Source organism: Pseudomonas iranensis, from assembly GCF_014268585.2.
Lineage (GTDB): Bacteria > Pseudomonadota > Gammaproteobacteria > Pseudomonadales > Pseudomonadaceae > Aquipseudomonas > Aquipseudomonas iranensis.
Map to the genome: position 1 here is coordinate 1,683,470 of NZ_CP077092.1, position 14,489 is coordinate 1,697,958.

8 protein-coding genes, 1 pseudogene and 1 riboswitch are annotated in these 14,489 nt (G+C 59.1%); of the genes and pseudogenes, 5 read left to right on the plus strand and 4 right to left on the minus strand.

Annotated features, from left to right (window positions below; genetic code table 11):
* Nucleotides 1–7: 7 nt before the first annotated feature.
* Nucleotides 8–1,075, minus strand: coding sequence for a putative urea ABC transporter substrate-binding protein (locus tag HU724_RS07420; RefSeq protein ID WP_186568319.1), 1,068 nt, complete (start codon nt 1,073–1,075; stop codon nt 8–10).
* A 63-nt stretch (nt 1,076–1,138) separates the two neighbouring features.
* A riboswitch (guanidine-I (ykkC/yxkD leader) is annotated at nt 1,139–1,239 on the minus strand.
* Nucleotides 1,240–1,588: 349 nt separating this feature from the next.
* On the opposite strand from HU724_RS07420, the gene HU724_RS07425 reads away from it, so the two are divergent.
* The 4 genes and pseudogenes from HU724_RS07425 (at nt 1,589) to HU724_RS27510 (ending at nt 9,825) form a co-directional block, all read left to right on the plus strand.
* On the plus strand, nt 1,589–1,993 hold the full coding sequence (locus HU724_RS07425; protein ID WP_125917750.1) for a hypothetical protein: 405 nt from the start codon (nt 1,589–1,591) through the stop codon (nt 1,991–1,993).
* Nucleotides 1,994–2,129: 136 nt separating this feature from the next.
* Nucleotides 2,130–3,434, plus strand: a complete 1,305-nt coding sequence (locus HU724_RS07430; protein ID WP_225927670.1) for a glycosyltransferase family 4 protein — start codon at nt 2,130–2,132, stop codon at nt 3,432–3,434.
* 1 nt (nt 3,435) lies between these two features.
* Entirely contained in the window at nt 3,436–4,290 is an 855-nt protein-coding gene (locus HU724_RS07435) for a hypothetical protein (protein WP_024011986.1), read from the plus strand.
* A 2-nt stretch (nt 4,291–4,292) separates the two neighbouring features.
* Nucleotides 4,293–9,825 (plus strand): annotated as a pseudogene (locus HU724_RS27510) (calcium-binding protein).
* 64 nt (nt 9,826–9,889) lie between these two features.
* Here HU724_RS27510 and dspII read toward each other — a convergent pair.
* Complete coding sequence (gene dspII / locus HU724_RS07445) at nt 9,890–11,002, minus strand: enoyl-CoA hydratase/isomerase DspII (RefSeq protein WP_123442927.1); 1,113 nt, start codon at nt 11,000–11,002, stop codon at nt 9,890–9,892.
* 132 nt (nt 11,003–11,134) lie between these two features.
* Between dspII and ung the strand changes: the two genes are divergently transcribed.
* Nucleotides 11,135–11,827: a uracil-DNA glycosylase gene (gene ung, locus HU724_RS07450; RefSeq protein WP_056783514.1), complete on the plus strand. Its 693-nt coding sequence runs from the start codon at nt 11,135–11,137 to the stop codon at nt 11,825–11,827.
* A 119-nt stretch (nt 11,828–11,946) separates the two neighbouring features.
* Here ung and HU724_RS07455 read toward each other — a convergent pair whose 3' ends face one another.
* Both HU724_RS07455 and HU724_RS07460 read right to left on the minus strand, forming a co-directional pair.
* On the minus strand, nt 11,947–12,981 hold the full coding sequence (locus HU724_RS07455) for an AbrB family transcriptional regulator (protein ID WP_122602179.1): 1,035 nt from the start codon (nt 12,979–12,981) through the stop codon (nt 11,947–11,949).
* Nucleotides 12,974–14,488: a tripartite tricarboxylate transporter permease gene (locus HU724_RS07460; RefSeq protein WP_056783519.1), complete on the minus strand. Its 1,515-nt coding sequence runs from the start codon at nt 14,486–14,488 to the stop codon at nt 12,974–12,976. The genes HU724_RS07455 and HU724_RS07460 overlap by 8 nt, the downstream gene beginning before the upstream one ends.
* Nucleotide 14,489 lies beyond the last annotated feature (1 nt).

Genomic DNA, 14,489 nt, shown 5'->3' on the forward strand with positions numbered 1-14,489 from the left:
CCGTGGCTTACAGCTTGGCGTCGGCGGCCATCTGCACGTAGGTCGGATCGAAACGCAGCTTGAGGTTGGCGGTGTCGCCGCTGGTCACGCCGTTGGCGAAGGACATGCCCACCGCGCTCGGGTCCTTCGCGCCTTCGCCGAGCAAGCCGTGCTCGAAGGAGAACTCGGCGACCTTGCGCATGGTGTCCGGCAGTTGTTTGCTGGTGGCGAAATTCAGCGCTTCGCTTGGCGTGGCGAACAGTTTTGTGGTGTCCAGTTGCGCCTGGAAGCCGGCGAGATCGGTGCCAGAGGCCTTGGCCATGTGTTCCAGTGCGGCTTTGCTCGCGGCATTTTTCGCGTTCATCAAAGCGACCACTTCGAACCACGCGCCAGTCAGCGCTTTGCCCAGTGCCGGGTTGTCTTTGAGCGTGGCGCTGTTGACCACCATCATGTCCATGATCTCGCCGGGGATCTGGCTGGAATTGAACACTTCGCTGACGCCGGGTTTGGCCTTGATATCCGAGAGCATCGGGTTCCAGGTGGTCACGGCGTTGACGTCGTCGGTGTTGAATGCGGCGGCAATGTCGGCGTCGGAGGTGTTGACCACCTTCAGGTCTTTCTCGGTCAGGTCCACCGAGTCCAGCGCGCGAGCCAGCAGGTAATGCGAGACCGAGAGCTCGACCAGATTGACGTCCATGCCTTTCAGATCGGCGACTTTTTTACCTTCGCCTTTGAGCACGATGCCGTCATTGCCATTGGAGAAATCGCTGACGATCAACGCGGTGCTGTCAACGCCTCCGGCAGCCGGAATGGTCAGCGCATCCATGTTGGTCATGGTGCAGCCGTCGAACTGGCCGGCGGTGTACTGGTTGATCGATTCGACGTAGTCGTTGAGTTGCACGACGTCGATCTTGATCCCGTATTTCTTCGCCCATTTGTCGACAATGCCCTGGCTGCCGGCGTATTCCCATGGCATCCAGCCGGCGTAGATCGTCCAGCACACGCTGAAGTGGTCTTTCTGGGCGGCGGAAGATTGCGTGCTGATGAGCGCGGCGAAAGCGGCGGCGAGCAGGGCGGGGAAACGTAGTCGGATCATTGCGGATTCTCCAGTTGATCGAGGGCGGACAGGAAGGCAACGCGGCACCGCGAACGGTGGCTTGTCTCCCGGGCTTTTGTCCCGCCGTGTAACCTCAACTGGAGGTCGCCAACTCTCGGACCAGCCACTCGCGCTTGCGAGCCGGAACCCTAGTCAGCCATTGCAAATTGTGGTGCCGCGAACCTGTGATGACTCCTGCACAGGTTTGCTAAAGCGAGAGGCGTGCCAAGTCGCGCCGAGGCCTCTGCGGCGGGGATCTGCTGGATTGCCGGGGGGAGCGGGGCGAGCGACAGCGCATCGTGGTGGTGCGCGGTTGCACCGTCATGCAGCGCGTTTACGCATCACTGATCGTTGATTTGCGGATTAACAAGATTTCATGATCACTTGTTTCAACTTGTTGCAGGAACGCACCAGATTCTGAAACCGCTGTCTGATTCTTCGACAGTCACGCAATTGCTGACGGTCGCCTGCCAGCGTCGCTGGTGTGGCCAACCCGCGGTCCAGGAGGCCGCCATGTATCGCCGAATCGTACTGCTTGCCGTGATGCTTTTTTCCCTTGGCGGATGCGTTCCTTATTCCTATGGAGACAGCTACTACAGGTCAGAGGTCTACACATCACCCGCTCCGGCCTATTACAGCGGTGGCGGCTCCTATTACCGCAGCGGCGGCACTTATTACACTCAGCCGCGCTACTACCAACCAGCGCCGCGGTACTACCAGCAACCGCGTTATTACCAGGCGCCGCGGCACTATCAACCGGCCCCGCGTTACTACGAAAGCCGGCGTTGGCACGGCAATGATCGCGGACGCTGGGACGGCCACCGTCGCGGCGGTTGGGACAATGACCACCGGGGTCGCGGCAACTATGATCGTCACAGCGGTCGCCGTGACCACAATGGCCGTGGCAACCGCTGGTAAATCACCGCAACGAACAAGCGGCGCATCAAGCGCCGCTTTTTTTTGCCCGGCGAAAAAGCGTTCCGTGGGCCATCTCCCAAGGCAATCCCGGAAGCGTCCTACAGTTTCATTTCGTGGTGTTTGTTAGCGTTCGTGGATGCCGAACGAGGCGAGCAATCCTCAGCTCGATAGCGGCGAAAAATGGACGTTCAGCGCTATGAAGCTACTGGTTATTCATCAAAATTTTCCCGGTCAGTTCCGTCATGTGGTGCTGGCAGCGCTGGAGCGCGGTGATGAGGTTGTGGCGATAGGCCGGGACACGGCACCGGGCGTCGCCGGTGTGCAAATCCATCGATATCGAGCGACCAGCCGAGCGCCCGGCAATATTCACCCCTATCTGATCCGCTATGAACAAGCGGTGATCGACGGTCAGAAGGTTTTTGAAATCCTGGGCAGGCTGAAACGTTCGGGTTATCAGCCAGATGTCATTCTTGCTCATCCCGGATGGGGAGAGACGCTGTTTGCCAAGGATGTCTATGCCGATACGCCGCTGATTCACTATTGCGAGTATTACTATCGAGCGCAGGGCGCCGACTGCGGGTTCGACCCTGAATTCCGCCGAGCCGCAAGGGAGTCGTCACGGCTGCGCGTGCTCAACTCGCTGCATCTGTTGAATCTTCAACAATGTGATATCGCAATCGCGCCTACGCAATGGCAGCGCAGCCTGTTTCCGGCCGCTTACCGGTCGGCGATTCGGGTCATTCACGAAGGTGTGATTCAACGTTCTGACCTGGCGAAAGTCGGGGCAGTCAGATTGCCCAATGGAATCGAGCTCAAAGCCGGACAGCCGATCGTTACCTATGTCGCCAGAAACCTCGAGCCTTATCGCGGCTTTCACAGTTTCATGCGAGCGATCCCGCTTATTCAGGCCGAGTGCCCCGATGCGCAGATCATCGTGGTTGGCGGTGACGGTGTCAGTTATGGCAGTAAGCCGGTCGGGTACCCGGATTGGCGCAGCAGGATGGAGGCGGAGGTCAGTTTCGATCACTCCAGAGTGCATTTCACAGGGAAACTTCCTCACCAGACTTACCGCGCGGTTCTGACATGTTCCAAAGTCCATGTTTATTTGACGTATCCGTTTGTCTGGTCTTGGTCGTTACTGGAGGCGATGGCGTCTGGTTGTGTGGTTGTTGCGTCGGATACGGCTCCGGTAAGGGAAGTCATTGTCGAGGGGGCTAATGGCGTGTTGGTGGATTTCTTCGACCATCAAGAAATTGCCAGCAGTGTAAGCAAGGTTTTGAAGTCGGCAGGTGAGTACGATGGACTTGCCAGCGCCGCAAAGTTGACGGCAGGTCGGTTCAGTGTGGAATCGGGCGTGAGCCAATACTTTGAGGTTTTTGCAAGCGCGATATCCGGGCATAACGACATACCAACCGTTCCGCAGTTTGAGCGGGAGGTTTGAAATGTCCAGGAAGTCGCGTAAGCAGACGATCAAGTGGTTTAAAAGGTTATTGAAGTATGGATTGTTCTTTTATGTCTGTTATTGCGTAGCGGAATTTTATATTCGCAAAGAACAATCTGCCGAGTCGGCGGCTATTCACCAAGCAAACGAGAAAGCTTGCCAGAACAAGCTGGCGAGCATGAAGCAAGTGCCGATATTAGGCGGCGCCTATATAGATAAGACACTAGTCCCCGAGTTTTACGTTGGCATGCCTGAGATGGTGAACAAGAAAGCGTGTCTGGCGATTGCTCTGAAGGGGCTTTTCTGGTGGACCGGGACGGGGCTGCGCCGGCACCAGAATCAGCGCCTGGAACCGATCCCCGAAAGCTGGCGGCTCTATAAATTGAATGCCGGGCTTTTTACCAGAAAGGAAACTACCGAGCCCCATGAGCGGGGTTATCGGCACGTCAACTGGCCGGATGAGTTGATTGTGAAACTAAAGAATTATCCGGGGCTGGAAGTTTGGCTGAATGCTCCGCCACCGCATTTCAAGAATGTGTCATCCGTACGAAATTTTGTCATTGCAGGTTGGCCGCGGCGAGACGGAACCCCTCGGCTGATCAAGTGTGACGGCTTGATTCGCCCGGCTTCCGAAGAGCAACTGACTGACAAAAAGCTGGCAGGTTTTGGTAGGGCTGAATTGGAGAATCTGGATTTCGGCAAGCTGAATTTCTTCTGCACGGTCAATCTGGATAACTTCGACTTCGCTGGAGGGCACGGTAGTGTAGGTCTTGGTCTGTCGTCATTACGCGAAGCACCTGAGATGCTCAAGTATCTCAGTGATTATCTTTCACGCTCTGTTATTACAAGGAAGTAACAATGAGTTATGTTTTTAACGATATGGAAAAATCCGAAATTTTCAATGCGGCAAATAGTTGCAAAGGCATGACATTAAATTCTGAGGGTGTGGAGTACATTGCATTGGAATTAGCAGGGGCAAGCTGCGCTCCCCTGTACCAGAAGCTATTCGACATTATTGGTGAAAAAGTTTCTGACGTTGCAGCTGCCGATAGAGAGGCTGGAGAGGTGCTGAAAAGCGCCAGACTCTGGCTTGCCGTGGCCATTGATGCCAACGGTGGAAACGGTGCCTACTCTGCCCTGATTCGTGGTTACACCTCACGCCAGGGTGAACTCAGACTGAATACAATTTTCAGTGAAGACCTGATGCAGCTTTCATCCAACCAGGTTGCCGTCAACTTCATCAATACCCTGATCAACGGATCCCTTGCCGGTCAACTGGCACCCTGGACTGTTCCGTCAATCAGCCAGATCGCTGAAATCGACGCCAGCGCGATTGGCGAGGCGCTGTTCAAGGAGGTTTGCGGGGAGGACGATACCGCCGTGAAACGCAATGCCGGCTGGTCTGGAACAGTCGGATTCAGCCTGCTGGGCGGTAAACCTCCCTATGAAACCTGGAGACTAGATTTCTGCTGGCGACCCGAATGCGGAAGATGACGGCCCACCCACTCAGGCAAAACCCAACCGGCTCGACGACTATAAAAACATTCTCTTCGCCATCGACGCCTACAGCGTCGGCCTGCGAGCGGCGATCAGCAATTTCGGCGTCAATCCACTGCAAAGTCTGCTTTCAGTGGTTCCGGAGCAAATCAACATCGCGCTGGCGAGTGGCAGTGTGAATCCGCTGATTCAGCATGTAGTCAAAGGTACGCCTGTTGCCGCCGTGGTCGAGCTGATCTTGCGCTACGGCCAGAACGAATTTCTCGACATGTTCAAGCGCACTTACGACGGCGATTCTGCTGCCATACCCACCACCAACGACACCTTCGCCAGCAACGCTTACGCCTTCTTCTCGGCATTCTCCCCAGAGCGGTCGCAAAGCATCGTCACCCGGACAATAAGCGAGTTCGGCAATGCCAATGCATGGGCGAAACTGGCAGGCGAGGCGACGCCGCTCGGTGTGGCGTTGCGCAACTCTTTGCAGCAACTCAGTGAAGTCGTCATAGAACGAGCCGACGGTTATCCCGATCGCAATCTCGAGCTTTACGATCCGCACACTGGCGAAGGCTTTATCACCGCGCAGTGGCTGGCGGATCGAGCGCAAATGCTGGCGCGGTTGATTGCCCGAACCCAAGGCTCGTTTGGCGAACACTCGCTGCAGCAGTTTTCCTACTCCGATCTCGCCTCAGGCAAACAGGCGCCGATGACCACCGGAGTGCTGAACCCGCTGGCCATGTTCGGTGATGACGGTGGGCGATCTTTCGCCGGCGGCGCAAATGCCGATCATCTGTATGGCGGCGTGGGCAATGACTCGATCCATGGGATGGCCGGTCACGATGTCATTGAAGGTGGTCGCGGTAACGACTCGCTAACCGGAGGTGACGGCAATGATGAGTTGTACGGAATGGCCGGTGACGATGTTCTGCTCGGAGGAAAGGGTAACGACTCCTTGATCGGAGGCGAGGGCAGTGACCGCTATGAGTTTTCCAGCGGCGATGGCATCGACGAGATTCTTGATGCCAACGCCGATGGGCAACTGTGGATCAACGGCGCGCCGATTCCCCAACTCAAACGCTGCGCGCCTCTGAGCAATATCTGGTCTACCGAGGATCGGTCCATCACCCTGACGCTTGTTGAACACACCCTCAACATCAAACATGGCCAGAGCGATCTGGTGGTCATCAAGAACTTCCAGCCCGGGATGCTTGGCATCCGCCTCCCTGAATACGAGGGGCAGCCGCTCACTGCTGCGGATTTGACGCTTCAGGGCGACTGGAAAGCCAAAGACGCTGATCCCACCGTCCCTGGCGATCAGCCTTCCTTTGATGAGCTGGGCAACGTGGTGCTGCTGTCCAAGGTCAAACAGCGCAACAAGGCCGACGTACTTTACGGTTCCGCCGCAGACGACGTCATTCTCGGCCTGGGTGGTTCTGATCGATTGTTCGGCAAGGCTGGAGACGATCGGTTATTCGGCGACAAGCAGACGACGCTCGAAAAAGCTATGGCCGACGGTGACGCCAAGGGCAAGGCAAGTCGCGGAGACTGGCTCGACGGCGGGCAAGGTGACGATTTGCTTATCGGTACGGCATCCCGAGATGTTCTGCTCGGTGGTAATGACCGGGATACCTTGATCGGCGGTGCTGGCGACGATGTGTTATCCGGAGACGAAACCACCGGTGCACTGGAACAAGGTTGGGCGGTCAAACGCGCTGACGTCCCCATAGCTCGCGGTGTAACCAGTCACCGAGCGGTCTATTCAAAGGCCTCGATAAACAGTGCGCCCGAGGGCGGTGACGACGTGCTGTACGGGCAGGGCGGCAAGGACATTATCAACGGCGGCTGGGGTGAGGACCTGCTTGACGGCGGAGCTGACGACGATTTTCTCAAAGGCGATCAAGGTGACGACACCCTGACCGGTGGCAGCGGCAACGACGTAATGCTCGGCGACAACCTCGATTGGGGCGGTGGGCTACCCAGCAAACACCATGGCAACGATGTGCTGGACGGCGGTAGCGGTGATGACCGGCTCGCCGGTAACGGTGGCAGCGACGCGCTGTATGGCGGCCCTGGCAACGACATTTTGCAGGGTGATGACGGCGTACTGGACGGCGTCGAAGGCGATGCCGCGCATTTTTTTGGCGATGATCTGCTGGACGGTGGCTCCGGCGATGACACGCTCTGGGGCGGCGGTGGCGATGATTTGCTCTTCGGCGGCGAAGGTAATGACGATCTGATCGGCGATAGCCCTGAGCATCCGGTTCGCTATCACGGCAACGACTTTCTCGATGGCGGCGCGGGGGATGACACCCTGCGCGGCATGGGCGGCGCGGATACGCTGGCGGGTGGCGCAGGGGCGGATTTTCTCGATGGCGATGTGTCTGACCTGCAGCCGGGCGGAAGCAACAATGACGTGCTTCAGGGCGGCGAAGGAAACGATACGTTACAGGGTGGTTTCGGTGCCGACACGCTGTACGGCGGCGCGGGTGACGACATTCTTGCCGGCGATTACGAAAACAGCGCTGAGGCCGAGCAGAATGCCGATTATCTGCACGGTGGCTCAGGTAACGACACGCTGCTCGGAGGCGGTGGCAACGACACCTTGCTGGGCGGGGAAGGGACGGACTACCTTCGCGGTGATTCCGGTGACAACGTGTTTGATGGCGGTCCCGGTGCTGACGTGCTGGATGGCATGGATGGCGCCGACATCTACTATTTCGGCGCTGGCGACGGCCTGGATATCGTCACCGATGCCGGCGGCCGCAACCTCATCAGGTTCGGTGCAGGGTTTTGCGCGCAAAGTTTGAAGGCCGACGTTATCGAAGTTTCCGTCGGTACGGTGTTGCGACTGGCCAATGGCACAGGCGACGCGATACTCATCAAGAATCACGAGAAGTGGAAGGATTCCACATTCAGTTTCAGCGACGGCGGGGTACTGGATTACGCAGATGTCCTGCGCAAAACATTGCCACCGATAGAGACGGCCGAGCCACCCGTACCGGAACCTGTCACCGCCTCGGCAACCCCGGAAAGCAAAGTTGAGGATCCGGTTCAGCCAGACGATGTCACCGCTGCGGCGCAAGGCCCGGTGGCGTCTGTTCAAACGGTCAACTGGACCGATGAGTTCCTCGCGCAAACCAAATCAAAACGCTCCGCCCGCAAACACGCCACAGGTTTTACCTTGAATGAGCAAGGCGTTTGGGTGCGCAGTCATGTCACCACCAGCGACACCGGTTACACCACTCACAGCGAGCTGATCGATGGCAGCGTCGAAGCGGGGACACTGTCTGATACGCCGCCATGGATGAAGGCGGATGCAGGGCAAGCCGTAGTCAGTGAAAGGCAGTCGACAACCACAACCCGTGTCGAACATAAACCGGTGAAAGCCGAGGGAGCAATCGCCTCCTCAAGTCAGGCGCCTCGCTATTATCGATCCGGCTCGGCCAACGGGTTTTCCTTCAATACGGGCGACGTATTGGTTGAGGACCGAAAGCAATCCGGCGCGCTTGAAGGCTGGTACGTCTATCCGGCGGCAAGCTTCAGTTCGGGCGCAACAGTGCCCAAGGCGTTTCGCTGGGATGTCACAACTGAAACGATCAAACGCAAAATCGTCCATGGCAACGATGCCGGCGGGCGGGTCAACGTTGAAGTGGAAAACGTTTTCCACGGCGGCGCGGGTGATGATCTGATCGTCGCTTATGCAGGCTCCCCACTTGACTATGGCACTGTCGGCGACAGAACACCGGGCGCGTTTTTATCCGCAGGTGCAGGTGACGATACCTTGCTCGGCTCCGAGGGCGCCGACTATCTGCTCAGCGGATCGGGTGATGACTGGCTCTACGGCGAAGACGGCGCCGACACCTACATCGTGCAAGCGCATGCCGGGGCGACAACCACGATTGCGGACGTGCTCAACCCTGTTTTCCACCGAGCAGAAGTTGGCGTAGCGGGGTGGAAAGACGAGTACGGATTGATCGATCAGGACACGGTCGTTCTTCCCGCAGGCGCGCAGCGCGATGCACTGCAATTGAGCTGGGGTGCTGCGCTGATAGAGACCACCCATGTCGAGCTTGAGCCCAACCCGGATCGCGCGGCTTACCGCAACCCGCCGAGAGCGAAAATGCTTCATCCGACGCTCGATATCCAATGGGGTGGGACGCAAAAAGTCCGCATCGTCTTGCCCCACAGCGGTGAACTTGAGGGCGCCGGTATTGAGCTCGTCAAGTTCGCCGATGGGGCGGTCGCAAGTTTGAGGCAGCTCCTGGAATCAAGTCAGCTCGGCCCTGCGCCCGAGACTTTTCGTACGGGTGTCATCGTCAACCATCCCACCCTTTCAACTTCCTTGCGAGACGGACGAGCGCTGCCACTCGTGGGCGGTCGCGGCAACGACACGATAAGCGGCGCGGGGGAGATCCGAGGCATGCACGGGGATGACGTGCTCACCGGCGGCCTCGGTGATGATCTGCTGTTGGGTGGGCCGGGCAATGACACGCTGACCGGCGGTGCTGGAAATGATATCTACCGATACGATGGCCTCGGCAGAGACGTGATCATCAACAACGGAGGCGGCCTGGACGGAATCGATTTTTCCGAGCGCAGGCTGACGATCGACAACCTCAAGTTTCATCGTGAGCGCGATGATCTGGTGATCGTGGTGGATTACGGCATGGCGCCGAAAATCCGGGTTTCCAGTCATTTTGCTGCTGGTGAAAGCGCTATTGGCTTCATAAGAGTCAGCGAAGGAACAGCGATTCAAGACTACAGCGCGACGCAGATTGCCGAGCGTCTGCACCCGCTTCCGCCACTGAGGGATGTCGAGGATATTTTGATAAAGGGCGACGATGCAGCGCAGCGGGCCATCAAGGAAATCATTGAGTTCTACGAACTGAATGTCTGACAGGATGACCGATTGAGCCGGCCCGTGATGGAAATCCAGTCGCCATCGCGGGCCACGCGTCACCTCAATACTGGGTCAGATCGGCCAACGGATGCCGCCCCTCCCAGACTTTATGAAAGTGCGCCTCGACCACCGCATCCGGCACGTTATTGATGTCCGGCCAGTGCCAGTGCGGCTTCTGATCCTTGTCGATCAAACGCGCGCGCACGCCTTCGCTGAATTCCGGATGGCGGCAGCAATTGAGGCTCAGGGTGTATTCCATCTGGAATACTTCGGCCAGCGACATGTGCCGCGCGCGGCTGATCTGTTCCCAGACCAGATGCGCGGTCAGCGGTGAACCCTCGGTCATGGTTTTCGCCGCGCGGGCAATCAACGGATCGCTGCTGTCGCGGTGCAGGCTGATGGCTTTCCACGCACAGGCAACGTCGCTGACATCGAGCAGTTCGTCGATCTGCTGACGACGCGGCAGCCACTGCGCTTCGGGCATTTGTTCGAGTGCTTCCTGCTGCAAAGCCTTGAGCAGGCTGTTGAGCTGCATGGCGGTCTGTTCCTGCCAGTTCAATTGCAGCAAGCCTTCGATCAATTGCGGTTGCTGTTCGTCGAGCAGGAAGCGGTCGGCCAGATCCAGATCCAGCGCATCACGGCCGTTGATGTGCGCGCCGGTCAGACCGAGAAACAAGCCGAGCTTGCCCGGCAACCGGGCAAGAAACCAACTGGCGCCAACGTCCGGATACAGACCAATGGTGATTTCCGGCATCGCCAGACGGCTGCTCGGCGTGACGATCCGCGTGCTGGCGCCCTGCAACAGGCCCATGCCGCCGCCGAGCACGTAACCGTGACCCCAGCAGATCAGCGGCTTCGGATAGGTATGCAGGCTGTAATCGAGGCGATATTCCGCGCTGAAAAACTGCGCGGCCAGCGGCGGCACTTCGCCGGGGTGAGCGCGGCAGGCTTCGACCAGGCTGCGCACTTCGCCACCGGCGCAGAAGGCTTTGGCGCCGTTACCGCGCAGCAGTACGCAGACGATTTGCGGGTCATTGGCCCAGGCGTTCAATTTGTCGCTGAGCGCATTGATCATCGGCAGGGACAGCGCGTTCAACGATTTCTCGGCATCCAGGCTGGCGATGCCGATGCGGGCGCCGTCGGTGCCGGTTAGTTCTTCGAAGTGCAGATTCATCGTGACCTCGATCGGGAATTTGAGCGATCAGTATGATCGCTATGGGGGAAAGTGCCGGATCTGCGTCAGATTAATTGACAAGCGTGGTCGGCTTTCCTAGGGTTCGCCCCATTGTTTTTGCCGGAAATGACCATGACTGCTGACGACCGTATCAAACTCGAACCGAGCTGGAAGGAGGCACTGCGTGCTGAGTTCGACCAGCCTTACATGGCAGAGTTGCGCAGCTTTCTGCAGCAGGAGCGGGCATCCGGCAAGGAGATCTATCCGCCGGGACCGATGATTTTCAATGCCCTGAACTCAACGCCGCTGGACAAGGTGAAAGTGGTGATTCTCGGCCAGGACCCTTACCACGGCCCGGGCCAGGCCCACGGTCTGTGCTTCTCGGTGCAACCGGGCGTGCCGGCGCCGCCGTCGCTGGTCAACATCTATAAAGAGCTGAAACGCGACCTCAACATCGACATTCCCAACCACGGCTACCTGCAGAGCTGGGCCGAACAGGGCGTGCTGCTGCTCAACACCACCATGACGGTTGAGCGCGCCAACGCCAACGCGCACAAGGACAAGGGCTGGCAACACTTCACCGACCGCATCATTGAGGTGGTCAGCGAGCGGCAGCCGCATCTGGTGTTCATGCTCTGGGGTGCCCATGCGCAGAGCAAGCAGAAGCTGATCGACGCGACCAAGCACCTGGTGCTGACCTCGGTGCATCCGTCGCCGTTGTCGGCCTATCGCGGGTTTTTGGGCTGTGGGCATTTCAGCCGGACCAACAAGTTTCTCGAACAGAATGGCGAAACGCCGATCGACTGGCGCTTGCCACCGATTTGATGTGTCGACCGGGTTGGCCCCTTCGCGAGCAGGCTCGCTCCCACAGGAATTGTGTGCAAGCCACAAACCCCCTGTGGGAGCGAGCCTGCTCGCGAAAAGAGCAACTCGATCTCGCAGACTTAGGCGGGATGACGATTCCAATACCTGAACAACGGCTCCGCCAGAAACAGCACAAACAACAGCCGCATCACCTGCATCGCCGTCACCAGCGGCACCGACAGTTGCAGGGTCTCCGCCGTCAGACTCATTTCGGCAATCCCGCCCGGCATCATGCCCAGAGTCAGTGAACGCAGATCCAGATGGGTCAATGCACTCAAGCCCAGCGCCGCCAGCGACGCGATCAACATGGTCAGCGCGGTGCCGATCAACGTCCGGCCCATGAACGACGGCGCGCGGCGGAAGAACTGCCGATTGAAGTGACAGCCCAGACCGCTGCCGATCAGCCATTGACCGATCTGACTGCCGCCATTGGGCAAACCGATGTGCAGATCCCACGTAATGCTCACCGCCGCACTGACCAGCAACGGCCCGAACAGCCATGGATTGGGTTGGCGCAGACGCTGCCAGAGCCAGGCGAGCAGGGCGCCCGCCGGAAACAGAATCGCCAGCCAGCGCCAATCGACACTGCCGGCGTGAGAAATCGGCGTGCCGTCACCGAGCAGATACTTGAACGCCGCCGGCACGCACAACACCACCACCAACACCCGCAGACTCTGCCCGGCCGCGACATGGCTGAGCAGAGCACCGTTGCGCGCGCCGAGGTTGACCATCTCCCCGGAACCACCGGGCATGCTTGAGAAAAAAGCCGTGGCGCGATCCTCGCCGGTGCGGCGCATCAGCCACACGCCGACCACCGCCGAAAGGCTGGTGACCAATGCACCGAAGAAGATCAAACCGAAATGACTGAGCACCTGTTCCATCACCAGCGGGGTGAAGTGCAGGCCGATACCGATGCCGACGATCCACTGGCCGCACTTGCGCCCGCCGGGGATTTCCGCCAGTTGCCACGGCGTCAGGCAGCGCACCAGGATGATCGCCAGCAACGAGCCGACCATCCACGGTAGCGGCCAGCCGATCTGGCTGGCGATGAAACCACCAAGCAGACCGACCAGCGGGGTGCCCCACCAGGCTTTCAGGGACAAGCGATCAAACATCGGCAATGACGCGCCGTGCCGCCGAACGCTTGCGCCAGATGCGGATCAGCGGCATCAGCAGCATGATCGCGGTGAGGATCCAGCAACCGAAGGTGATCGGACTCGACCAGAGAATCTCCAGCGCGCCATTGGAGATCGACAGGGCGCGACGCAGGTTCTGCTCCATCAGGCCACCGAGGATGAAGCCCAGCAGCAGCGGCGACAGCGGGAAATCCAGCTTGCGCAGGATGTAACCGAAGATGCCGATACCGATCATCAGGAACAGATCGAAGGTGGTCGCGTGCACCGCGTAAACGCCGATCCCGGTGATGATCGCGATGATCGGCACCAGCGCCCAGTTCGGCACGGCGAGGATGCGGGTGAATACGCGGATCATTGGGATGTTGAGGATCACCAGCATCACGTTGGCGATGAACAACGACGCGATCAGGCCCCAGACGATGTCCGGTTGCTGTTGGAACAGCAGTGGACCCGGGGTGATGTTGTACAGCGACAGCGCGCCGATCATCACTGCGGTGGTACCCGAACCCGGAACGCCGAGGGTCAGCATCGGAACGAGAGCGCCGCACGCCGCGCCGCCGATAGCGGTTTCCGGCGCGGCCAGACCACGGGGGTCGCCTTCACCGAATTTGCCGCTGGAGCCAGCGATGCGTTTCTCGGTCATGTAGGCCACGGCACTGGCGAGCGTTGCGCCGGCACCGGGCAGCACGCCCATGATGAAACCGAGCACGCCGCAGCGCACGTTGACGACGAAAACCGACGCCGCTTCCTTGAAGTTGAACATCATCCGGCCGGTGGCTTTCACCGCTTCCTGGCCGTGGTGGGTTTTTTCCAGCAGCAGAAGGATTTCGCTGATCGAGAACAGACCCAGCACCAGCACAACGAACTGAATGCCGTCGGTCAGGTGAATGTTGTCGCCGGTGAAACGGTACACGCCACTGTTGGCGTCGATGCCGACGGTGGAAAGGAACAGACCGATCAGCGCCGCAATAAAGGTCTTCAACGGTCGATCACCGGCCATGCCGCCGAGACAGACAATCGCGAACACCATCAGCACGAAGTATTCCGCCGGTCCGAAGGCAATCGCCCATTTCGCCAGCAGCGGCGCAAACAGGACCATGCCGCAGGTGGCGATGAACGCGCCGATGAACGAACTCCACGCCGACAGTGACAGCGCGACACCGGCCATACCTTTGCGGGCCATCGGGTAGCCGTCGAGGGTGGTCATGACGGTGGAAGCTTCACCCGGAATGTTCAGCAGGATCGAGCTGATCCGGCCGCCGTATTCGCAGCCCAGATACACCGCCGCGAGCAGGATCAGCGCCGACTCCGGCGGCAGGCCGAGCGCGAACGCGATCGGAATCAGCAACGCCACGCCGTTGATCGGACCAAGGCCCGGCAACAGGCCGACGACGGTGCCGATCAGGGTGCCGCACAGTGCGGTCACCAGGTTGTACGGGCTCAGCGCGACGCCGAAGCCCTGACCCAAATAGCCAAGGGTATCCATA